18 protein-coding genes are annotated in these 21,369 nt (G+C 69.6%); 11 read left to right on the top strand and 7 right to left on the bottom strand.

Annotated features, from left to right (window positions below):
• Nucleotides 1-473: 473 nt before the first annotated feature.
• Nucleotides 474-1,499, bottom strand: a complete 1,026-nt coding sequence (locus ACWEWT_RS33450) for a glutathione S-transferase family protein (protein WP_452564849.1) — start codon at nucleotides 1,497-1,499, stop codon at nucleotides 474-476.
• Between the two features lie 113 nt (nucleotides 1,500-1,612).
• On the opposite strand from ACWEWT_RS33450, the gene ACWEWT_RS33455 reads away from it, so the two are divergent.
• A complete protein-coding gene (locus ACWEWT_RS33455) occupies nucleotides 1,613-2,407 on the top strand; it encodes an enoyl-CoA hydratase/isomerase family protein (RefSeq protein ID WP_452564850.1) in 795 nt (264 codons plus the stop codon).
• Between the two features lie 175 nt (nucleotides 2,408-2,582).
• Entirely contained in the window at nucleotides 2,583-3,926 is a 1,344-nt protein-coding gene (locus ACWEWT_RS33460) for a class I adenylate-forming enzyme family protein (protein ID WP_452564851.1), read from the top strand.
• 3 nt (nucleotides 3,927-3,929) lie between these two features.
• On the opposite strand, the gene ACWEWT_RS33465 is transcribed toward ACWEWT_RS33460, so the two are convergent.
• Entirely contained in the window at nucleotides 3,930-4,688 is a 759-nt protein-coding gene (locus ACWEWT_RS33465) for a tyrosine-protein phosphatase (protein ID WP_452564852.1), read from the bottom strand.
• A gap of 439 nt (nucleotides 4,689-5,127) precedes the next feature.
• Between ACWEWT_RS33465 and ACWEWT_RS33470 the strand changes: the two genes are divergently transcribed.
• Nucleotides 5,128-5,562, top strand: coding sequence for a TetR family transcriptional regulator (locus ACWEWT_RS33470; RefSeq protein WP_452564853.1), 435 nt, complete (start codon nucleotides 5,128-5,130; stop codon nucleotides 5,560-5,562).
• A gap of 44 nt (nucleotides 5,563-5,606) precedes the next feature.
• On the top strand, nucleotides 5,607-6,794 hold the full coding sequence (locus ACWEWT_RS33475; protein WP_452564854.1) for an amino acid deaminase/aldolase: 1,188 nt from the start codon (nucleotides 5,607-5,609) through the stop codon (nucleotides 6,792-6,794).
• 119 nt (nucleotides 6,795-6,913) lie between these two features.
• On the opposite strand, the gene ACWEWT_RS33480 is transcribed toward ACWEWT_RS33475, so the two are convergent.
• Nucleotides 6,914-10,237 (bottom strand): AAA domain-containing protein, encoded by a 3,324-nt coding sequence (locus ACWEWT_RS33480; protein ID WP_452564855.1) that lies wholly within the window; start codon nucleotides 10,235-10,237, stop codon nucleotides 6,914-6,916.
• A gap of 135 nt (nucleotides 10,238-10,372) precedes the next feature.
• Nucleotides 10,373-12,175: a DEAD/DEAH box helicase gene (locus ACWEWT_RS33485; RefSeq protein WP_452564856.1), complete on the bottom strand. Its 1,803-nt coding sequence runs from the start codon at nucleotides 12,173-12,175 to the stop codon at nucleotides 10,373-10,375.
• Between the two features lie 60 nt (nucleotides 12,176-12,235).
• On the opposite strand from ACWEWT_RS33485, the gene ACWEWT_RS33490 reads away from it, so the two are divergent.
• Nucleotides 12,236-13,102, top strand: coding sequence for a carbon-nitrogen hydrolase family protein (locus ACWEWT_RS33490; protein ID WP_452564857.1), 867 nt, complete (start codon nucleotides 12,236-12,238; stop codon nucleotides 13,100-13,102).
• Entirely contained in the window at nucleotides 13,102-13,737 is a 636-nt protein-coding gene (locus tag ACWEWT_RS33495) for a phosphoribosyltransferase (protein ID WP_452564858.1), read from the top strand. Before ACWEWT_RS33490 ends, ACWEWT_RS33495 begins: the two co-directional genes overlap by 1 nt.
• A gap of 40 nt (nucleotides 13,738-13,777) precedes the next feature.
• Here the strand turns inward: ACWEWT_RS33495 and ACWEWT_RS33500 are convergent, their stop codons facing one another.
• Together ACWEWT_RS33500 and ACWEWT_RS33505 are read right to left on the bottom strand one after the other, a co-directional pair.
• Complete coding sequence (locus ACWEWT_RS33500) at nucleotides 13,778-14,902, bottom strand: acyl-CoA dehydrogenase family protein (protein WP_452564859.1); 1,125 nt, start codon at nucleotides 14,900-14,902, stop codon at nucleotides 13,778-13,780.
• 9 nt (nucleotides 14,903-14,911) lie between these two features.
• Nucleotides 14,912-16,084: an acyl-CoA dehydrogenase family protein gene (locus tag ACWEWT_RS33505; RefSeq protein WP_452564860.1), complete on the bottom strand. Its 1,173-nt coding sequence runs from the start codon at nucleotides 16,082-16,084 to the stop codon at nucleotides 14,912-14,914.
• 229 nt (nucleotides 16,085-16,313) lie between these two features.
• Here ACWEWT_RS33505 and ACWEWT_RS33510 point away from each other — a divergent pair, with 229 nt between their 5' ends.
• The 5 genes from ACWEWT_RS33510 (at nucleotide 16,314) to ACWEWT_RS33530 (ending at nucleotide 20,252) form a co-directional block, all read left to right on the top strand.
• Complete coding sequence (locus tag ACWEWT_RS33510) at nucleotides 16,314-17,039, top strand: hypothetical protein (protein WP_452564861.1); 726 nt, start codon at nucleotides 16,314-16,316, stop codon at nucleotides 17,037-17,039.
• A 96-nt stretch (nucleotides 17,040-17,135) separates the two neighbouring features.
• A complete protein-coding gene (locus ACWEWT_RS33515; protein WP_452564862.1) occupies nucleotides 17,136-17,819 on the top strand; it encodes an alpha/beta hydrolase in 684 nt (227 codons plus the stop codon).
• 39 nt (nucleotides 17,820-17,858) lie between these two features.
• The gene (locus ACWEWT_RS33520; RefSeq protein ID WP_452564863.1) at nucleotides 17,859-18,245 is read left to right on the top strand and encodes a hypothetical protein; all 387 of its coding nucleotides are present in this window, start codon (nucleotides 17,859-17,861) and stop codon (nucleotides 18,243-18,245) included.
• Complete coding sequence (locus tag ACWEWT_RS33525; protein ID WP_452564864.1) at nucleotides 18,238-19,509, top strand: PPE domain-containing protein; 1,272 nt, start codon at nucleotides 18,238-18,240, stop codon at nucleotides 19,507-19,509. The genes ACWEWT_RS33520 and ACWEWT_RS33525 overlap by 8 nt, the downstream gene beginning before the upstream one ends.
• Complete coding sequence (locus tag ACWEWT_RS33530) at nucleotides 19,506-20,252, top strand: ESX secretion-associated protein EspG (protein ID WP_452564865.1); 747 nt, start codon at nucleotides 19,506-19,508, stop codon at nucleotides 20,250-20,252. The genes ACWEWT_RS33525 and ACWEWT_RS33530 overlap by 4 nt, the downstream gene beginning before the upstream one ends.
• A gap of 34 nt (nucleotides 20,253-20,286) precedes the next feature.
• Here the strand turns inward: ACWEWT_RS33530 and ACWEWT_RS33535 are convergent, their stop codons facing one another.
• Nucleotides 20,287-21,072, bottom strand: a complete 786-nt coding sequence (locus tag ACWEWT_RS33535) for a hypothetical protein (RefSeq protein WP_452564866.1) — start codon at nucleotides 21,070-21,072, stop codon at nucleotides 20,287-20,289.
• Nucleotides 21,073-21,369: the final 297 nt, after the last annotated feature.

A 21,369-nucleotide genomic window follows, 5' to 3' on the forward strand; every position in this document is an offset into this window, starting at 1 on the left:
GGGCCTCGAGACTCGCGCCTTCGGCGCATGCGCTTCGAGGCCTGAACGGCGGGACGGGCCTCAACCCTTTGTGGTGTCTCGTAAGACTCGACTCGGGTGGGTTGCGGGGGGCATCGACGGCCGGGTCGGCATGCGGAGTGCGGTGGCATTCGAATGTTCTGGTCGGCCTGTGGGGCGTTGTCGGCCAGGCTGGTATGCGGGTTGCGGGGGTACTCGACGGACTGTCGGCATGCGCGTTGTGGGGGCGTGCCAGGTCGGCATGCGGGTTGTGGGGTGTTGTCGGCCTGGTCGGGATGCGGTTGTGGGGCGTTTACGGCCACATCGGCATGCCGGGTGTGGAGCATTGACGACTTGGTCGGCATAGAGACCAGATTTGTCGTGCGGGCTCATCTGTGGCGTTCGTGGTGTGGGCTTCCGTTCGTGGTGTGGGCTCTGTGGAATTCGGGCTGGGGAGGGGCGTTCCGGGAGATCGGCTAGCGCGCGCCGTGGCTTTCGGGAACGGTCTCGGCGGGAATCGGTGGGGGTGGGGGTGTGCCGTCGCCGAAGGGGCGTCCGCCGAGGGTTTCGCGGCTGTGGGGGGTGAGCCAGTTGGCGAGGTCGGGGCCCTTGGGGACTACCTGGGTGGGGTTGATGTCGGTGTGGACCTTGTAGTAATGGTCTTTGATCTGCGCGAAGTCGATGGTGTCGCCGAAACCGGGGGTCTGGAACAGGTCTCGCGCGTAGGCCCACAGGACGGGCATCTCGCTGAGTTTGCTCCGGTTGCATTTGAAGTGGCCGTGGTAGACCGGGTCGAACCGGGCCAGGGTGGTGAACAGCCGGATATCGGCTTCGGTGATGGTGTCGCCGACGAGATACCGCTGTCCGGCCAGCCGGTCCGACAGCCAGTCCAGGGCGGTGAACAGTCGGTCGTAGGCGGCATCGTAGGCGTCCTGGGCGCCGGCGAAACCGCACCGGTAGACGCCGTTGTTGACCTCGCGGAAGACGCGGGCGTTCACCTCGTCGATCTCGGCGCGCAGGGCTTCGGGGTAGAGCTCGGGCGCTCCTTCGCGGTGGTACTCGGTCCATTCGAGGGAGAAATCGATGGTGATCTGCGGGTAGCAGTTGGTGACGACTTGTCCGGTCGGTACATCCACGATCGCGGGGACGGTGATGCCGCGCGGATAGTCGGGGAAGCGGGCCAGGTAGGCGTCACGCAGGCGGGGGATCTGCAGGACCGGGTCCACGCCGCCCGGGTCCAGGTCGAAGGTCCAGCTGAGTTTGTCGTGGGTGGGTCCACACAGACCCAGCGATATCGCCGATTCCAGGCCGAGCAGGCGGCGCGCGATCAGGGTGCGGTTGGCCCACGGGCAGGCACGGGCGGCGACCAGCCGGTACCTGTCCGGTTCGACCGGATAGCCGTCGCGGCCGTCGGCGGTGATCCGGGTGGTGATGTAGTTGGTGTCGCGTTTGAATTCGCCCGGTTCGACGTAGGTGCCCTGTGCGGTTTCCGAGTCGGTCATGGCACCAGTCTTGCAGGGCCGGCCCATAAGCTGACGGTATGAGCGGGTCAGGCCCGGAGGCGGTAGCGGAGCGTAGCCATGGAGGGCCCCCGCTCATACCTGATAATCACGGTATGAGCGCAACCGAACGCACCCGACTGGAACGTACGGTCACCGACGGCGGTGCCGAAGTCGCCACCCTCACGCTGGCGAGCCCGCCGCTGAACCTGTTCGACCGGGCCATGTTCGACGCGCTGGTCGCCGATATCGCCGAGTTGACGGCGCGGCCGCCGCGGGCGCTGCTGATCCGGGCGGAGGGCAAGGTGGTCTCGGGTGGTGTGGATGTGCACACTTTCGACGGCCTCACCGCCGCGCAGGGTGCGCGGCTGTGGCAGGACCTGTTCGACCGGATCGGCCATCCGATCGAGGCGCTGCCGTGCCCGGTGATCTTCGCCGCGCACGGGCTCACCCTCACCGCCGCGTTCGAGATCGCGCTGGCCTGTGACCTGATCCTCGCCGCACCGAAGGCGAAGTTCGGACTGGTGGAGATCGTGGTGGGACTGACCCCGTCGATGGGCGGGCCGCAGCGGCTGGCCGAACGAGCCGGTTCCGGGCGGGCGCGTGAACTGGTGATGACCGGCGATCTGTACGACGCCGAGACCATGCGCGAATGGGGTGTGGTCAACCGGATCCACGAGGATCTCGACACCGCGGCGGTCGCGCTGACCCACCGGCTGGCCGAGGGTCCGACCCGCGCGCACGCCGCTACCAAACGGATCGTCGAAGCGTGGCGGTCGGGTGGGGTGGCGCACGCGGATTCGGTGACCCCGCAGGTGTCCGGCGAATTGTTCGGTACCGAGGATCTGCCGCGGGCAGTGCGCAGTTTCCTGGAGCTGGGCCCGGGCAAGGCGACTTTCCGGGGGCGCTGATACGACGTGGCCGCCGTTCGGCGGATCGGGTATCAGTGGGTCCGCGGGCGACCGGCCGGTCTGCCGGGATGACGATTCGATAATCGATTCCGGCGATTCGCCGACTCCGCACCCGGTTTTGTGATCTGCGTCATATAGTCACAGGTGCCTGACTGTTCGACTGTGCGGAGGTCCGATGCAAGCCGGTACGACCACGACCATCGGGCCTGCGACCGGTCCTGCCACGGCCGGGGAGCGGACGGGTGGTCCGCCCGCCGCCCGGCCGGATCTGGTGGAGTTCCATATCGTCGACGCCGGTACCGCGGCTCCGCTGTCCCGAGGCGCGGACGGGATCCTGCGTTACGGCAACCTCAGTCCCGCCCTCACCGAACTGCTCGATCTGCAGGTGCACGCCTTCTCCAACCGGGAGGCGGTGGTCGAGGTCGGGGGTGGCCGGCTCACCTACCGGGAGCTGTGGCATTCGGCGTCGCGGGTGGCCGGGGGGCTGCAGGAACACGGGATCGGCTACGGGGACCGGGTCGCCGTGCATATGCCGCCCGGTGTGCGCTGGGTCCAGGCATTCCTCGGGGCGTTGCTCAGCGGCGCGGTACCGGTGCTGGTGCACCACGGGTTACCGGGTGGACTGGCCGACCGGGTGATCGCCGACAGTGACGCCGATTTCGTATTGGGCGCGCTCGACCGTGGCTGCGGTGCCACTCGCAGTGGTGCCCACCGCGCCGCCGATCTGCCGGACGGCGCCGCGTTCATCGACGACGGCGCGGCACTCGACGATCTCGGCCTGCTCTGCTACACCAGCGGCGCCGGGGCGAACGGTATCCCCACCGGGGTCGAACTCACCAACGAGAATCTGCTCTCGGCCATCCGGTCCATGGTGGCCGCCCTGGATCTGCCCACCGACGGTCTGCGGAATCTGGTGTTGCAGCCGCTGGCATATGCCAGCGGCTGCGTGGACCAGCTGTTGCCGACCTTCGCGGTCGGCGGCACCGTCGTTCTGGCGCAGGAGCCGGCCGGGGTCGCGGCGGCGATCGCCACCGAGGGCGTGGACACCCTCGCCGCCAGTACCCGCATCCTCGGCGGTCTGCTGCCGGAGCTGGCCGCGAGCCGGTCCGCGGGGTTGTGTACCGAGCGGGTGATCCGGATCAGCACGGCGGGTCACCGCCCCGATACCGGCGATCCGGTCCCGGCCGATCTCGGCGAGGTCTTTCCGTCCGCCCGCCAGTGGTCGGTATGGGGTGCCACCGAGACCAGCGGTATCGGACTCGCCCTGGGGCCCACGGCCGGGCCGGCCGCGGACAGTGACGGCGCGGTGCTGGGGTTCCCGTTCGGCGGTACCGAGCTCGCGCTGTGCGGGCCGCGTGCCGCCGCGGGCCACGGTGAGCTGTTGTGCCGCGGCCCCAATGTGACCAGGCGCTATTGGAACGATCCGCAGCGCACCGCCGATCGTTTCACCGGCAGCTGGTTCCATACCGGCGATCATGTGAGCATCGGCGCCGACGGTCTGGTCCGGCGCAGCGCCTGAGAATCAGGCGAGCAGACGTTGCCGCAATCCCTCGCGCAGGTCGGGGGTCAGTCCGATTGCGGCCAGATACGCCTCGAAGTCGCCGTGCAGTTCGATACCGGACGCCACGCCGGCCCGCAGGTACTCCTCACGCACTTCGAGGACGGCCTGGGGCAGATCCGCGCCCAGTTCGTCCTTCAGCGATGTGCGCAGTTCGGCCACGGCCTCGTTGCTCAGCAGGTAGTCGCCCAGGATCTCGGACTCGGTGACCCCGACCGCCCGCAGCAGCGTGGCGATGGTCCAACCGGTGCGATCCTTGCCGGCGGCGCAGTGTACGAGGACCGCACCGCGATCGGCGACGATCGCCTCGGCGAGCGCGGTGATGGCGGCATGGGCCTCGGGCCGGGCCGGGAAGTTGCGGTACACATCCATCATGTAGGCGAGCGCGGCACCCGGGGCGTCCTGCCGGTCGGCGCCGGCCTCGTGCGGCGGGGCGGTGACCGTCCCGTCGTCGAAGGGGGTGATGCTCAGGCGGATCTCCGAGGGCAACCGGTCGGCGCCGGCGCGCTCGATCTCCCGGTGTCCGCGCAGATCGTGGACCGCGCCGACCCCGAGTTCCCGGAGTGTGCTGTGGCCGGCGTCGTCGAGCCTGCTGAGCTGGGCCGAACGGAGCAGGACCCCGGACCTGGTCGTCCCGCCGCCGCTGGTGCGCAATCCGCCGAGATCCCGAAAGTTGAATGTGCCGCTGATCCGCAGATGCCCGGCGATGGGAGAGCTTGTCACCGCATCAGGCTAACCGGCGCCGGACGGCGGCCGTTGTGTGATGCCGCACAGCAGCCGAAGATCGGTGGGAGGTGGTCGTAGACTATCCGATGGTCTCTGTCATGAGGCGCCAGGGCGGTGCGGGTAAGCTCGCCGGGCCCGGCCCAGGGTGGGCCGGGAGTGCGCGCACCGAGGTTGCGGGTATGCGGTGGCGGCCCGTTGGGGGCCGTAAAAACAGTCTTCGGGTATGAGTTTCCCGTCAGAACTGTTCTCAAACCCTGAAAACCTTCTAATATCGAGAAGACGGATTGTTTAGGCTGCCAGTTCCCGACCAATGCCTACTCGATCCGGCCGGCCGCTTCGGTGCCGAGTAATCGGCCCGGTGTGTGCGAGTTGTTTGCCGAGGGAGCTTGCGTTGGGCGTACGTGGAGAAATAGCGGAGGTCCGGATTCGATCGGCCGTGCGTGAGGCGGTCGATCATGCAGATGCGGTACTGGATATCACCGGATTACGGGCGTTGCGGGTGATGCTGCACGCCGGGGTGAGCGCCTACTGGCCGCTGGTCAAAGCGACGCCGGTGCAGCAGATCCATGCGTATTCGAAGACCGTGCAGTCACTGTGCCGGCACTGGGATTCCGGTCCCGACTACGAGCCCGACCCGGTCATCTCCGCACGGCAGAAGGCTCAGCAGCGCGATGTGATCGAGTGGCTGGAGCTGTGCGCCGCTCGGTCCGGTACCCGCTGGATCGAGCCGGTCGAATCGGTGGCGTCCTACGTGATCATGGTGGTTCAGGGGTCGGTGCTGCGGTGGCTGGCCGATTGTGACGACGAAGTGGTCCTGGTCGCCTTCGACGATCTGGTATCCAATCTGGTCACCCGCGCGGTCGACGCCTGAAACCCGCGCCGTAGAGCTGGACGTCTGACCAGTTCAATGGTTGAGTGGTCGGGGTGAGCGCGACCTCGCCGATTGCCCCCCTGCACGCGGCCACCGCCGATCTCGATCCGCCCCTGGCCGCCGTGGATCTGCCGGTCCTGCGCGCCAATGCGGCCGACCTGGTCCGCCGGGCCGCCGGGCGCCCCATCCGAGTGGCCAGTAAATCGGTGCGTTGCCGCGCCGTGCTCGAAGAAGTGCTCGGCTCCGGGCTGACCGCCGCGGGTGGTTTCGCCGGCCTCATGTCGTATTCGCTCGCCGAGGCGATCTGGCTGGTCGGCCGGGGCGCTCGCGACGTACTGCTCGGATATCCCACCGCCGATCGCGCGGCACTGGCCGAACTGGGCGCCGATCCCGTACTGCTCGACGCGATCACCCTGATGGTCGACGACAGTGATCAGCTCGATCTGATCCGGGCCGCGCTCGGTAGCGCCACCGTCCAGCCGCGGATCTGCGTGGACGTGGACGCGTCGCTGCGAATCGGGCCCGTGCACCTCGGCGTGCGCCGGTCGCCGATCCGGACGCCCGAACAGGCCGCCGAACTGGCCCGGACAGCGCGCGCCCGGGGCTTCCGGGTGGTCGGGCTGATGACCTACGAGGCGCAGATCGCCGGGCTCCCGGATGCTTCGCTGCCGGTGCGGCTGGTGAAGAAGGCATCCGCCCGGGAGATCGGCCGGCGCCGGAGCGCGGTGCTGGACGCGGTACGGTCGGTGACCGGGCCGCTGGAAATCGTCAACAGCGGGGGTACCGGCTCCGTCGAATTATCCGCCGCGGCCGAAGGTGTCACCGAGATCACCGCGGGATCGGGTCTGTACGTGCCGACGCTCTTCGACGATTACCGATCGTTCCGGCCCAGTCCCGCACTGTATTTCGCGCTACCCGTACTCCGGCGGCCCGCATCCGGAATAGCCACGGTATTCGCCGGAGGATATATCGCGTCCGGTCCGGCCGGGGCTTCTCGCGTACCGAAACCGGTGTGGCCGAAGGGATTGCGCCTGCTGGGTACCGAGGGGGCCGGCGAGGTGCAGACGCCGCTGTCCGGCGCCGCCGGACTGCAGGTCGGCGACCGGGTCTGGTTCCGGCACGCCAAGGCGGGCGAACTGTGCGAACGGTTCGACCGGCTGTATCTGGTGGACGGTGACGGTACACGGACGGCGGTACCGACATATCGCGGCGAAGGTAAATGTTTCGGGTGAACTCCGGCCGAATTCGGTTCTGCCGTGCCGCATGATCGCTTTCCCTTTCCGGCATACGAATCCTATTCCGGCGGCCGAATACGAACTGTCTCGGCGAGTGCGAAATATGTGAAAATCAGTCAATTGTTTCCCAGGCGGATGAAACGGGAGATATTCGCCGATTCTTCCAGTGTTTCCGGGAGGAATTCGGTCAGCAGCACCGAACGTACGATCACCGTCCGGCGGCGGGCCCGCCCCACCGAATCGTGCACCAGGGCGGGGGACAGCAGTGCGCCGACGGGCACCGGAGAATCCTCGGGACTCGACGCCGCGAGCGAGACCAGCACCACCGCGGCCTCACGCCCGCGCAGCAACTCCGGCGTGCCCACCAGCACTTCCTCGAACCGGGCGCGCGCCAACAGCGTTCGGATCCTGCCCACCTGCGCTCGATGCGGTGAGACCACGACGATATCGTGCGGCTGAAGCGGCCGGGATCCGCTGCCGTCGTGGCGATACTGTCCCAGCAGGTCCCGGATCTGTTGCAGGACCTCGCGGGCTTCGGCTTCGGCGGCAGTGCTGTTCCCGTGATGATCCACCAGCACCGCGACGATCCCGGGCGGTACGGCATCGGCGGGCCCGGCCGGTTCGGGCGCCGCACGCAACCGATCCTCGAAGTAGAGCTGTGCGAGCGTATCGCTCACCAGTGGATGCAGGCGCCGGGTGAGCCCCAGGAAGTAGCCGTGGTCCGGGGGCAGGGTGGGCCGGCCGCCGGCGAACCAGGTGAGGGCCGGCATGTGCACCGGCTCCGGGTGCGGACCCGGATCGGGGTCGTGACGGGCGGTCGGATCACCGGTGAGCAGCAGGTTGCGGGTGCTCACCGAAACGGCCGCGGTGGTGGCCAGCGGAACGGCGTTCGCGTCCGCGATCACCAGCAGGTCCAGCGAATCGCGGGGAATACGTGCCGGATCGCTGAAATCGGCGGGTGTACCGCCCACCACACAGCCGCGGATGGCGTTCGCCAGGAATCGGGGATAACGCCCGGGCTCGAGCACCAGCCATTCGGGGGCCACGGCCACCGCTTCGCTCTTGGCGACCAGCTCGGGCAGGACACCTGCCCGCACCACCGCGTCGAGCAGGTTCTCGACCGGCGCGGGAGTGGGCGCGACGATCCCGATACGCCAATTGTCCTCGGTGACCAGTGCGGCGAGGACATCGGCGAGGATGGCGTTGCGGCCGGTACCGGTCGGTGCCTGCACCGCGAGACAGGACCGGTCCAGCGCGCGCAGTGCCGCGGTGATCGCTGTCCGTGGATCGTCACCGGAACGCGGCAACTCGGGGCCGGTGCGGAGTCGCGGCGGGCGGCGGGCGAGCAGGTCGAACAGAGCGGTGGCGGGAATCGACGGCAGGGTGACCAGTAGCTGCCTGCCGATATCCTCCATCGCGTCCGCGGCGCCGGCCGGCGGATCCGGGAGCGCGGGGACCAGTGCGACCGGTAGTTCGCTGTGCGGTTCGGCTCCGGGAGCCAGGGTCTCCTCCAGCCGGACGATATCGGCGTGATCCGCGTCCACCGAACAACCTAGGACGGTGGCGGTTCCGCAGGTCCGGATGGCCCGGGGCGCACGGACCGCCGGTTCGTAGACGATCCGGACCGCGGTACCCGGTGCCGGACTCGGACCGGCCAGGCGCCCGGTGAGCCGGAGAAACCGCCGCACAGTATCACCGGGGCCGATATGCCATTTCGTATCCACCGCCGCGGAATCGGCCACCATGACCCGCGGCTCGGCGGTCCACTCGGCGAGCGGATGGGTCAACCGGTCGATATGCGCCCACCACGCCGACTGCTGTGCGCGGCGGTGGAAACCGAGCAGCGCGGCGGTCAGCTCCGCGACGCGGTACGGCCGCACCGGAGCCGCGGGATCCGCGGTCTCCTGCCGGGCCGCGAACTCGGCCAGCGCGGCCTCGGTGGAAGAAGGTTGTGCCGGGGGAGTTTCGCGTAGCAGCCGGTCGAGCGTCTCGACCGGCCCGGTGGGCGGAACGCTCGCCGGGGCGCCCTGCTGGTCACGCAACCTGTCCGCGAGCCGGAGCACAGTGAGGGCGTCGGACCCGCCCGGCCGGTCGCCCGTCACCGCGGCGATCGCCGGTAGTGCGTAGGTCTGTGCACCGGCGACGAAGGCGCCCCGGAAGATCGGATACAGATCCACCAGCGTGCCCGTCCGCAGCAGTACGTCCACGGTCTCCTCACCGGAGCCGAGGCGGGCGGCGGTGTGCAGCAGGAAGGTACGGGCGGCGGCGGTGTAGTGGTAGATGTGCAGATCGGGGTCGGCCAGCAGCGGTTCGGTGAGCGCGGCGAGGATATCGGTGAAGGCGCGGCGCCCGGCGGCGCGCAGCTCGCGCCGCTGTGCGGGAGCGAGCCGCTCGGATGTCGATTCGCGCGGGATCTCGCGGGTCAGGCGGACCGCCCCGCGGGCGGCGATCTCGATCCGTACCCGGCCGGACGGTATCTCGTGCACCTGGAGAGCGAGATCGCCGGGTGTGGCGGGCGGCAGCATATCGAGTGCGCGGGGATCGGCCGCGACGTACTCACCGCGGCCGGAATGCTCCTGCCGGAGTTGGACGACGGCCTGGGTACGCAGCCGCGCCAGGACCCGCGGTGGTATCTCCGGTGCGGCCACGGTGCGGGTCGTGAGCCGGTCGATGGTGGTGACGCCGACGGCACGCAATGCCGCTCGGGTGGGCAGATCCATGCCGGCGACGAGCAGCAGATCCCGCGCCTCGGCCCGCGCTGCGAGACAGACGGCGCATCGGTAGCAGGCGCGGAAGCGCGGATCACCCCACTGCACCGGAAGCAGTTCGCTGGAATGTTCGTCCAGGATCCGCGTGGTCCGCCGCCGCCGGGCTCGGTACAGCGGCAGCGTATCGGCGAGCGCGACGGTGTGGGTCCCGGTATCCGAGTAGACCGAGAGCAGCGGGTCGATCCGCACCGACCGTTCCGCCAGCAGTGCGGCGGCGACGGTCATCCGCAATGCTGTCGCGACCGCTTCCGGTCCGCCCACTCCGTGCAGCCGGAATCCGTCGGCGGTCCGGGTCAGTAGTTCGGTGTGCGCGAATACTTCCCCGTCGAAGACCGAGGGATCCACCATCGCCGGGGGGTCGGTGGTGAGCGCGGCGAGGGTTTCGGTGTGCGCCCCGGACAGGGCGGGGAGCTCGCCGGAACCGGTTCCGGGCCGGGCGATCTCGATCAGAGTGCCCGCGTACCGTTCCCGGACGGCGTCGCGCACCCGCTCGAATTCCGGCGCGCCGCGGATATCTCGACCGGAAGCGGCCGTGTCGCACCCGTCGTCGTCGGGTAGCGGGGCCACGGTGCCCAATTCGGCGTCGAGGGCGCGGAGCAGCGCGAATTCGCAGCGCGCGGCACGCACCAGATCCGTGGCGCCGTACACCACCCGATCACCGACAACGAACACCCACGGCCCTCCTACGCCCAGTGATACACCGCCCGACGCAGCCTGCGGACCGGACGACACCGGCCGGTGCTCGCCTGCGGACCGGACGGGCCCACTGTAACCACCGGGCCCGACCTGGTGGATCAGACCGTGGATTCAGGAACGCGGTTTCCGGCGATCCTGCCGTTTCGGACCCTCGCGCCGGGGGCCGCGGCCGATCGGGCGATGTCCGGGCGGGCCCTGGTCGAGCTGCAGTTGGATCAGTACGCCGCTGATCCGGGTGCGGCGCAGGGCCTCCAGGGTCTCCGGCGGCAGCTGGGCGGGCAGTTCCACCAGGCTGTGGTCGGGCCGGATACTGATATGCCCGAAATCGCTGCGTCGCAAGCCGCCTTCGTTGGCGATGGCGCCGACGATCGCACCGGGCACCACCCGATGCCGTTTGCCCACCGCGATGCGATAGGTGGCCAGTTCGGCATCGGTGGTGCGCTGCCGGGACGGACCGCGGCGCTCGTCGAAACCGCCCTCCTCGAAACGACGGGGCGTCCGTTCGCGGCGCGGCCGCTCCACCGGCTCCGGTTCGGGTTCGAGGAAGAAGCTCTCGCCGTCCTGCGCGGCCACCGCGAGCGCGGCCGCGATATCGGCCAGCGGGGTGTTGTGCTCCTGCTCGTAGTCCTCGATCAGCTTGCGGAACAGCGCGAGATTGTCCGAGCTGAGATTCTCGGTGATGGCGTCGCCGAATTTCGCGACCCGCTGCGCGTTCACATCGTCGACGCTGGGCAGCTGCATCTCGGTGAGCGGATGCCGGGTCGCGCGTTCGATGGATTTGAGCAGATGCCGTTCCCGGGGCGCGACGAACAGCAGGGCCTCACCGCTGCGGCCCGCGCGGCCGGTGCGGCCGATCCGGTGCACATAGGACTCGGTGTCGTGCGGGATGTCGTAGTTCACCACATGCGAGATCCGGTCCACGTCCAGACCGCGGGCCGCGACATCGGTGGCGACCAGGATATCGAGGGTGCCCGCTTTCAGCTGGCCGATGGTGCGCTCACGCTGGGCCTGGGCGATATCGCCGTTGATGGCAGCCGCCGAGAAGCCGCGGGCGCGCAGTTTCTCGGCCAGCTCCTCGGTGGCCTGTTTGGTGCGGACGAAGATGATCATGGCCTCGAAGGACTCCACCTCGAGGATCCGGGTGAGCGCGTCGAGTTTGCGCTGATGGGAGACGAGCACCCAGCGCTGGGCGATATTGGTGGCCGTACTGGTCTTGGCCTTGACCGTGATCTCGACCGGCTCGCGCAGGTACTGCTTGGAGATCTTGCGGATCGCCGCGGGCATGGTCGCGGAGAACAGGGCCACCTGTTTATCGGCCGGGGTATCGGCGAGGATGCGCTCGACATCCTCCTGGAACCCCATCTTGAGCATCTCGTCGGCCTCGTCGAGCACCAGATAGCGCAGCTGCGACAGATCCAGCGTGCCCTTCTCCAGGTGATCGATCACGCGGCCGGGCGTCCCCACCACGACCTGCGCACCACGCCGGAGACCGGACAGCTGCACACCGTAGCTCTGGCCGCCGTAGATCGGCAGCACATGAGTGCCCGGCATATGCGTCGCGTAGCGGCCGAACGCCTCGGCGACCTGGATCGCCAGTTCCCGGGTCGGCGCGAGCACCAGCGCGGCGGGCTGTTTACCGGTGGGACGTTCCTGCAGCAGTCCCATCAGGATCGGGATGGCGAAGGCCGCCGTCTTACCGGTACCGGTCTGTGCCAGGCCCACCACATCCGCGCCTTCCAGCAGCGGAGGGATGGTCGCGGCCTGGATGGGGGAGGGCGATTCGTAGCCGACATCGGCGATGGCCGAGAGGATGCGGTCATCGATACCGAGATCTGCGAAGGACGGTCCGGCGGTTTCGGGTTCGGTCTCGCCAGGGTTCTCGCCGAGGCTGTCGTCGCCCTCATTGGTGCTCATTGACCAGGAGTTTACTGGTACGGCCTGGTTGTCCGGCCCACCGGGCCATACGGTGTCAGCATGAACGCCGACCCCGCCGACCTCTCCGACCCCCCACCAGACGGCGCCACAGTTCTCGCGGTTGTGCAGTTCGCACCGCATAACGATATCGATGCCAATCTCGCCGCACTCGCCACTCAGGTGCGTGCCGCGGCGAAGCAGGGGGCGCGGATCGTGGTGGCTCCCGAGTACTCGATGTTCGCCCTCGGCCGGCTCGACGAGCGGGCCCTGACGGCCGCGCAGCCGCTCGACGGTCCGTTCGTCACCGCGCTGGCCGAACTGGCCGCCGAGACCGGGGTGTTTCTGGTGGCGGGGGTCGTGGAGACGGCCCCACCGGGAGACGAACGGATCCACAACACACTGGTGGTGCTGGGTCCCGACGGATCGCTGCGCGCCCGCTATCGCAAAGTGCATCTCTACGACGCCTTCGGTCAGCGGGAATCGGAGGTCGTCGCGCCGGGTCCGCTCGACGAAACGCCACTGTTCACCGCGGACGGCCTCACCTTCGGTCTGCAGACCTGTTTCGATCTCCGGTTCCCGGAGGGTTTCCGCCGGCTGGCCGCCGCGGGTGCGCAGGTCCTGCTGCTGCCCGCGCAGTGGATCCCCGGGCCGGGCAAGGTCGATCAGTGGACCACACTGCTGCGGGCACGGGCCATCGAGAACACCGTCTACCTGGCCGCGGCCGATCAGTGCGGTCCGCGCGGTGCCGGGGCCTCGATGATCGTCGACCCGGCGGGCCGGGTGCTGAGCGAACTCGCCGAAGCACCCGGTATCGCCCTCGCGGAGCTGGACTCCGGTTCGGTGCACCGGACCCGGCGCACCAATCCGAGCCTCGCCCTGCGCAGATTCACCGTCGCGGCGCCGGAGGCGAGTAGCGTCGAGAGGTAATGCTCTACGCCGACCGTGTCACCGCCGGGCGCGCGCTGGGAAGCGAACTGACGCACCTGCGTGCGGAGCATCCCCTGGTGCTCGGACTGCCGCGCGGCGGGGTTCCGGTGGCGGCGGCCGTCCACGAGATCATCGGCGGCGATCTCGATATCCTGCTGGTCCGTAAGCTCGGCGTGCCCTGGCAGCCCGAACTGGCGGCGGGCGCGATCGGCGAGGGCGGGGTGCGGGTGGTCAATGCCGATGTTCTGCGCCAGACCGGGCTGGACCGCAAGCGGCTGGACACGATCGAGGCGGCCGAACGCGCCGAACTGGACCGGCGTCGCACCCTGTGGCGTGGTGACCGGGCACCGGTGCCGCTGCGTGATCGGACCGTGGTGATCGTCGACGACGGGGTGGCCACCGGTGCGACCGTGGTGGTGGCCTGCCGGGTGGCCCGCGCCCGGCAGCCCCGGCGGATCGTGGTCGCGGTACCGGTCTCGGCGCCCGAGGCACTCGACCGGATCGGTGCCGAAGCCGACGAGGTGGTGTGCCCGCTGGCGCCCTCGGCGCTGGCGGGCGTGGGCGGGGCCTACCGCGATTTCCACCAGCTCGCGGATTCCGAGGTGTCCGGCCTGCTCCGGCCGGACGCCCGGTGAGCCGTACCGGGGGTCCGGGGCCGGAGCGGCCGGCCGGGGCTCAGAGCTCCGGTAGCGCGTAGTCCGCGACCTGCGCCGTCAGTATCCGCAGATGTTCGAGCGAGCTACCGAGGGTGCGTTCGATGGCGGTGAGCCGGGCCACGTAGTGACTGACCGGGTATTCGGAGGTTACGCCGATACCGCCGTGCATCTGGATCGATTCCTGGCCGATATGCCGTGCCGACCGGCTGATCTGCAATCGGGCCCGGGACGCGATCACCGGATCGCCGGCGTCCACCAGCGAGGCGGTGAGATAGAGGCTCATACTGCGGGCCAGTTCCAGCGAGACGTACATGTTCGCGGCCCGCTGGGTCAGGGTCTGGAACTTCGACAGCGTGACGCCGAACTGTTTGCGCGTTTTCAGATAGTCCGTGGTCAGGCGCAGCGATTCCTCCATCGCCCCGACCGATTCCGCGCACAACGCGGCCTGGGCCCGGGTCAGGACCTCGTGCACGGCGCCGGTGGCGTCTCCGCCGGTGCCGAGCAGTTCGGCCGGTGCGCTGTCCAGGACCACCTGGGCGCCGCGCAGGCCGTCGACCGTCGCGAACGTGGTGCGGTTCACTCCGGTGGCGTCGGCGGCGACCAGGAAGAGCCCGAGTCCGCCGTCGGGCAGGGTCGCGCTGACGACCAGGTCGTCGGCGCAGTCGCCGTGCGGTACGGGATTCTTGGTTCCGCTGAGGGTGTAGCCCGCACCCTGGGCGGTCGCCGTCGTGGCGACGGCATGGTCGGGCCAGCGGGTACCCGGCTCGCCGTGGGCGAAGGCCAGCAGTTTCGACCCCGCGGCGACCTCGGGCAGGATGCGCCGGCGCTGCTCGGGGGTACCGACCGCGCTGATCAGCCCACCCGGGACCAGGACCGCGTCGAGCAGCGGCTCCGGCGCCAGGCGGCGGCCGATCTCCTCGAGCACCAGCATGGTCTCCACCGGGCCGGCCTCCATACCGCCGTCGTCCTCGGTGAAGCTCAGTCCGAGCACGCCGAGTTCGGCGAGCTGACCCCAGACCTTCCGGCTCCAGCCCAGTTCGGTGCCGATGGCCTCGAGCCGGGATTCGGGGTTGTAGTGGCGGTTGAGCAGGTCGCGCACCGTATCGCGGAGTAGGGCCTGTTCATCGGTGAGATCGAAATCCATTACCTGACCTCACAATCCGAGGATCGAGGAGGCGATGATGGTGCGCTGCACCTCGCTGGAACCTCCGTAGATGGTTGTTTTGCGGTAGTTGAGATAGCTCGGGCCGGTGCGTTGTGCCCATTCCGGTGAGGCGATATCGGCGGCGTGGACCGGCAGGGCGTCGGGGCCGGCGATATCCAGCAGCAGTTCGGTGGCCGCCTGCTGGAGCTCCGAACCGCGCATCTTCAGCACCGACGACGCGGGATTCGGTTTGCCCTCGGAAGAGTTCGAGACCACCCGCAGCTGAGTGAGCTCGAGCGCGAGCAGTTCGTTCTCCAGTTCCGCGATCCGGGCCGCGAACAGCGGGTCTTCCAGCAGAGTGCCGGTACCGGATCGGGTGGCGGCCGCGTATTCCTTGGCCACACCGAGCCGCACCTTGGTGCGCCCGACCCCGGTGATACCGGTGCGCTCGTTGCCGAGCAGGAACTTGGCGTAGGTCCAGCCCATGTTCTCCTCGCCGACCAGCTGATCGGCCGGGACCCGGACGTTCTCGAAGAAGACCTCGTTGACCTCGTAGCCGCCGTCGATCAGTTTGATCGGCCGGATGGTGACGCCGGGCGATTTCACATCGAACAGGAGGAACGAGATACCGGCCTGTTTCTTCGGGGCGTTCGGGTCGGTGCGGACCAGGCAGAAGATCCAGTCCGCCCACTGGGCGAGGGTGGTCCAGATCTTCTGGCCGTTGACGATGTAGGAGTCACCGTCGCGGACGGCGGTGGTGCGCAGCGAGGCGAGGTCCGAGCCCGCGTCGGGCTCGGAGAAGCCCTGGCACCACCAGATGTCCAGGTTGGCGGTGGGCGGCAGGAACCGCTTCTTCAGTTCCTCGGAGCCGAACTGCGCGATGACCGGGCCGACCATGGTGGCGTTGAAGGTCAGCGGGTCCGGCACGCTGGCCAGCTGCATCTCGTCCTGCCACAGATGCCGCTGCATCGGGGTCCAGTCCTTGCCGCCCCAGGCCACCGGCCAGTTCGGTACGGCCAGGCCGTGCTCGTTGAGCGCTCGGTGGGATGTCACGACGTCCTCGCGGGACAGTTCGTGACCGTATTTCACGCGCTCCCGGATCTCGGCCGGGATCGCGGTGGTGTAGATCTTCCGCAACTCGTCACGGAAGGCGACCTCGTCGGGAGACAGAGTTAATTTCATACACATCTCCAAATATGTCTCGATTGTCCCGCATAGAATTTACACCCCTGGCCAATCCTGCCGTGTCGAGTGCATCACATGTGGTGAGGGCACCTGGGCGAGCACGGCGGGCGAGAGCAGAGTGTGACCGGGCGGCAACCCGAGGGGCCTGGTACTTTGCAGCGTGGGCGGGGGGTCGCCGGCCGGGTCCGGCGCCGTCGCCCCGATCGGATATAGGGAGTCAGCAGCAGTGGACAACAAAATCGTCGCGCGCACCGCGGCCACGGCAGCCGCCCTCGGTATCAGTGCAGCGCTGACCTTCACCCCGGCCGCGGCCGCCCCCGCGCCCACCCCGGCCGAAACGGCGATGCAGGCGCTCACCGAGCAGACCGCCGACCGGCCCGAGAACCGGGCCGGTGTGCAGGCGCTGGGTGACTACACCGACTACGTGGCCGACCACGTCAGCACCATCGGCCTGTACACCCCTTTCGTCTACGCGGCCCCCACCTTCGGCTGCGGCAGCAACGGACCGATCACCACCATCGTCGCGGCCGGTACCGCCAACGGTCCCAGCGCCAATATCTCCGGCCGGCCCGGCACACTGACCTTCCACGCCACCCCCGGGCACCCCGGTATCCCGCAGGCCTCCGGCCTGGTGGTCGCCTGGATCAATATCAACAACGGGCGCAGCGGTATCGCGATGCTCGACGATAAGACCGAATTCGGCACCCCGTCGCTGTCCAAGACGGTGGACAGCGGTCCCGGCACCGTTCTCGCATCCATGTGGGGCACCATCGACTACCCCGGCGCGCTCTGTGTGATGACCCCCACGGTCGGCATGTTCCCGGTACCCGAGCAGCCCGCCCCGGCGCCCGAACCCACACCGCAGTCGGCGCCCGCGGGACCCGGTGCCCCGGCGCCCGCACCTGCGCCCGCGCCGAATACGGAGCCGGCCCCCGCGCCCGCTCCCGCCTGATCCGATCGCCGGGCGGTGACCCGCCGCGCTGCCCCCGTCCGGCGCTCCGGCACCGTGGCGCCCCACCGGGCGGGGAATCTTTGCCAGAATCCGGGCATGGGTTTCTTCGACGGCGTTCGTGGTCGCCTGCACTATCGGGACCGGCCGGTCGAGGGAGCCACGGCCGGTCTGGTGCTGCTCCCCGGCTCGGGTCAGCACAGTGGGCACTACCACGAGTTCGCCCGGCAGCTGAACGAAGCCGGTATCGCCGTCTGGGTGCTGGACCCCGCCGGCCAGGGCCTCAGTGAAGGCGATCCCGCCGCGCGCCCGGTGCTGGCCGATCTCGTCGCCGACGCGGCCGGATTCTTCGTTCTCGCCCGCGCCCGGGAACCGCGACTCCCGTTGACGCTGATGGGCCATTCGCTGGGGGCGATCACCGCCCTCGCCGCGCTGGGCGCCGCCCCGCCCGCCCTCGACCCGGCTGTCCCGGCGGATCCAGCGCTGCCGCCGGATCTCCCGGCCGGTCTGGTGCTGTGCGGTACGCCGTCGCGAGCGCTCGACGACCGTTCCGGTGCCGCCGCGCCGCGGTTGCCCCCGGTGCTGGCCGTACACGGGGCCGACGACCGCCGCGCGCCTATCGATCCGGTCCGTACCTGGGCGCGCGGGCGCGACTCGGTGGAACTGCGCGAATACGCCGATGCCGGGCACGATCTGCTGCACGAGCGCGTGCGCGCCCGGGTGACGGCGGATATCGTGCAGTGGACGCAGGAGATCGTCGCGGGGCCGGTGCGACGACCGTGAAATACGCTGTGTGACAGCGGAGCAGGAGAGGGGGACGCGATGCAGCCGAATACGATCACCACGCTCGATTCCGCCGTCGAAGACGGGCAGCTGTGGATCGACGGAGTACTCGTGGCCGAGGGCGCGCCGGAGCGGTGCGCACTGCGCTACGAACAACTCGCCGACCAGGTGGACGCGCAGATCGAAACACTCACCGCCGCGGTATCGCTGCCCGGTTTCGGGGGATTCGATTCGGGCGCGGCGTTGCGGGCCGGGTTCGAGGGCAAGGCCACCGACGCGATCGCGGCGCTGCGCCGGTACTCCGCGGCGGCCCGGCAGTTCGCACATACCTTCCGAACCGCCGCGGCGGCCTATCACGAGGCCGATACCGGCGTGGCCGCGACCCTGGGCGCCGCTACCGAACCGGCGGGGGTACCCGGTGCGTGAACTACCCCGGGTAGGGGGACGCGGTGTCCACTACCGCGTCGACCCCGAATACGCCCCCACCGTCGAGGTCTTCGACAACCTCACCCATCAGCAGATCCATGCCGGTGTGGCCGCGCTGAATCCGTCGGTGCTGCAGACCGGCGGTCAGACCTGGCAGGATGCCGCGACCGGTCTCACCGATGCGGTGGCGCAGGCACATACCGAGATCCGCGGTGCCATCGCCGACGGCTGGCGCGGTTCGGCGGCGGGTCTGGCCACCGCGGCGGTCCGCGATTTCGAGGCCGCCGGGCGCCACCTCGCCGATGTGCTCGCGACGGTCGGGCAGCGACTGGGCCGGGCCGGAGACGCCGCGGAAACACTGCGTGCGGCGGTTCCCGAACCCGTCGGCACCGAGCCGGATCTCGCCGCGGCGCTACTGGATCCGCACGCGGCCACCGGCAATATCGCGGTCCAGCGGCAGGTCGACGACGATCGCGCCGATGTGGTCCGGGTGATGGACAGCGTCTACACAGGTGCCTTCATCCCCACCGGCACCCAGGTTCCGGCCTTCCCCGACCTGCCGGATTCGGTACCCGGCAGCGACCTTCCGGCCGGGACCGTACCGGTGGCGCCCGCGGCTGCCGATCCGGAAGGTGTGGTGGGGCAGCGCCCCGTCGTCGCCGTACCCGCCGCCCCGACCACGGCGGGAGAGCAGCCGGCGCCGTCCGGCCCCGATGATCCGGCGGCCCCGGCGGAACCGAGCCGCCCGGTGGTCGCGTACACCGCTGCCGGACCCGACTCCCCGGGCGTCACCCCGGACGGTGTGCCGGCGGAGACCACGGCCGCCGCGGCCGCCACCCCGCCGGCCACAATGCCCGCCGCCCCGGCCGCCCCGGCCCCGATTCCGTCCGGGAGCCCCCCGACGGTGGTCGCGACGGTGGCGGGCGTCCCCCCGCTCACCGCTCCGGTGCGCCCGGCGGGGGCGAACAGCGATCAGGAACGTTCCCGCGACGAGCAGCAGCGCCATTCGGGTGGTGAGGCCGTCACCGGGATGGGCGCGGGGGCGATCGGCGGCATGATGGGCGGCGCCATGGCGGCGGATACCGTCCGGTCGAGCACCCCGGTCGCGCCGCGCCTGCAGCGTTCCGAACCGGTCGAGGACGATCTCCATTTCGTCGACGACGATCTCACCTATCTGGAGCCCGGTGAACCGGCCGGGCAGTTGATCGGCGCCCTGGACCCCACCACCCCGCCGGTTCTGGGTGAGTGGACCGAAGAGGAGTGAACTGGATCCTGACCCCGGATCAGTTCGCCCTCGCCTGGCAACAGACCGTCGGCGACCGTATTCCCTATCCGCTGGCGGTACGTCTGTCGGCTCGTGATTCCGCCGAGCGGGCCGCGCAGTTGCCCGCCCTGCGGCAGTGGTGCGACAGCACCCTCGACGCCGACCTGGAAGCCGCGCTGCGCGTACTGGCCGGTCCCGAGGTGAGCGTGGCCGTGTTCGGGCAGGACGGCGGCGGCGCTCCGGCTGTACGGGTGCTCGGTGCCTCGACGGGCCGGATCGGGGTGGTCGCCACCCAACGTCCGGGCGAGTGTCCGGATCGGGGCGGGGAACTGCGGATCGTCGCGGGTGCCGGCACATCCCTGCCGGTACGCGTGATCGCGGCACTACCGGCCGCGCCCGCCGGTACCGGCGAACGGTTGCGCGCCCCACGGTCCGAGGTCGTCGAGGACGGCCGGGACCGGGTCACCGTCCCCGTGTCCGGGCCCGCGGTGCCGACTCGTATCCGCAAGCGGCTCAGGCAACCGCGCGACGGTATCGGCCAGATCGTGGTATCGGTGCACCGTGCCACCGGTCCGGCGCCGTTCGGTGTGCTGTGCTGGGTGGATATCTCCGCGGACGGCCGCTACGTGATCCATACGGGCAAGGACGTCGAGATCGCGGCGGTGGGTGCCGAGGGTTTCACCAACGCGCTGCGGCCGATGATCGCCGCCGCCCAGCGGTCGGTCGTCTACGCCGAGCGCTGAAGGTTCACCGGCCGCCGTACCGGTTTACGGGTCGTCACCGGATACGGCTACCGGGTGGAAGGGTGATGGTGGGCACCGGGACCTCCGGGCCGGATTCCGGGGTGGCCTCCGGTGTGGTCGATTCCGTGGCCGGCCCGGCTGCCCGGGGCGCGGCGGACACCTCGGGTAGCGGCGTGGGCGAGGGCTCGGCCGAGGTGCTCTCGGCAGGACCGGTTTCCGGTGCCGCCCGATCGTCCGGTGCCGCCTGCGGTTCGGCCGCGGGAGGTGTCGCCGCGGCGGGTTCGACGGGTGCGGGTTCGACGGGTTCGGGACCGGCCGGTGCCGGAGCACCGGGTTCCATCGGGTCCGGGGCGACGATCACACTCGTCGGAACCGGTGCGGGGACCGGTGATTCGGTATGCGCCGGCTCGATCGGCGGGCTCGGCAGCGAGGCGGTGGTCCAGCCGGGCTCGGCCGGGGCGGACGGATCCGGGGTCGCCGACAGGGTGACCCGCCGGGTGGTTTCGCCGGTCGTGGGCTCGGATCCGGGACCGGTGGAGGCGGTGACCGAGATCTGGTACTCCGGCGGAAGAGTGCGCCGCGGCGGCGGTTCGGGGGCCATCCGCCAGGTCGGTGACGGCGGTATCAGAACCTTCGCGACGCTGGTGGAGGGTTCACCGGTGAACTGCGCCGGTTCGGCGGCCTGCGGGCCCGAGCGGATCGGCGGTGGTGGCACGTAGGTGTCCTCCTGGCCGATACCGCACGCGCCGATGAGCACCAGCCCGAGGGAAACCGCCCCGGCGGCCGCCAGCGGCCCGGCGACCTTCGTTTTGCTCTCCATCGGTGACGCTCCTGTGATATGTCAGTGGCCCAACCTTAATTGAGCGTGCCGGTGAGAACTAGCCCCACGTCGGCGGATCGTGCTGGTTACCGGGTGTAGAACGGCGCGGAAGGGGTACGTATCAGGTATCGAATTGATATCAGCCGCGTGTCGTGGGCTTGTGTCGCGTAACAATCTTCGAGTTGTGGTCGTAGCGTATGTTGCCGAAGTGACGCATGAGGCATCGAGTGTTCTCGGTGACTATGCACTGAAGTGGTAGGCGCGAAACGATTTCCGGATCGGCGCCATCGAGGAGTA

It is taken from the genome of Nocardia sp. NPDC003963 (assembly GCF_053605105.1).

Coding starts and splice junctions, on each gene's coding strand:
- ACWEWT_RS33450 (WP_452564849.1), bottom strand. CDS start 1,499: ATGACCGACTCGGAAACCGCACAGGGCACCTACGTCGAACCGGGCGAA.
- ACWEWT_RS33455 (WP_452564850.1), top strand. CDS start 1,613: ATGAGCGCAACCGAACGCACCCGACTGGAACGTACGGTCACCGACGGC.
- ACWEWT_RS33460 (WP_452564851.1), top strand. CDS start 2,583: ATGCAAGCCGGTACGACCACGACCATCGGGCCTGCGACCGGTCCTGCC.
- ACWEWT_RS33485 (WP_452564856.1), bottom strand. CDS start 12,175: ATGAGCACCAATGAGGGCGACGACAGCCTCGGCGAGAACCCTGGCGAG.
- ACWEWT_RS33490 (WP_452564857.1), top strand. CDS start 12,236: ATGAACGCCGACCCCGCCGACCTCTCCGACCCCCCACCAGACGGCGCC.
- ACWEWT_RS33495 (WP_452564858.1), top strand. CDS start 13,102: ATGCTCTACGCCGACCGTGTCACCGCCGGGCGCGCGCTGGGAAGCGAA.
- ACWEWT_RS33500 (WP_452564859.1), bottom strand. CDS start 14,902: ATGGATTTCGATCTCACCGATGAACAGGCCCTACTCCGCGATACGGTG.
- ACWEWT_RS33505 (WP_452564860.1), bottom strand. CDS start 16,084: ATGAAATTAACTCTGTCTCCCGACGAGGTCGCCTTCCGTGACGAGTTG.
- ACWEWT_RS33515 (WP_452564862.1), top strand. CDS start 17,136: ATGGGTTTCTTCGACGGCGTTCGTGGTCGCCTGCACTATCGGGACCGG.
- ACWEWT_RS33520 (WP_452564863.1), top strand. CDS start 17,859: ATGCAGCCGAATACGATCACCACGCTCGATTCCGCCGTCGAAGACGGG.
- ACWEWT_RS33535 (WP_452564866.1), bottom strand. CDS start 21,072: ATGGAGAGCAAAACGAAGGTCGCCGGGCCGCTGGCGGCCGCCGGGGCG.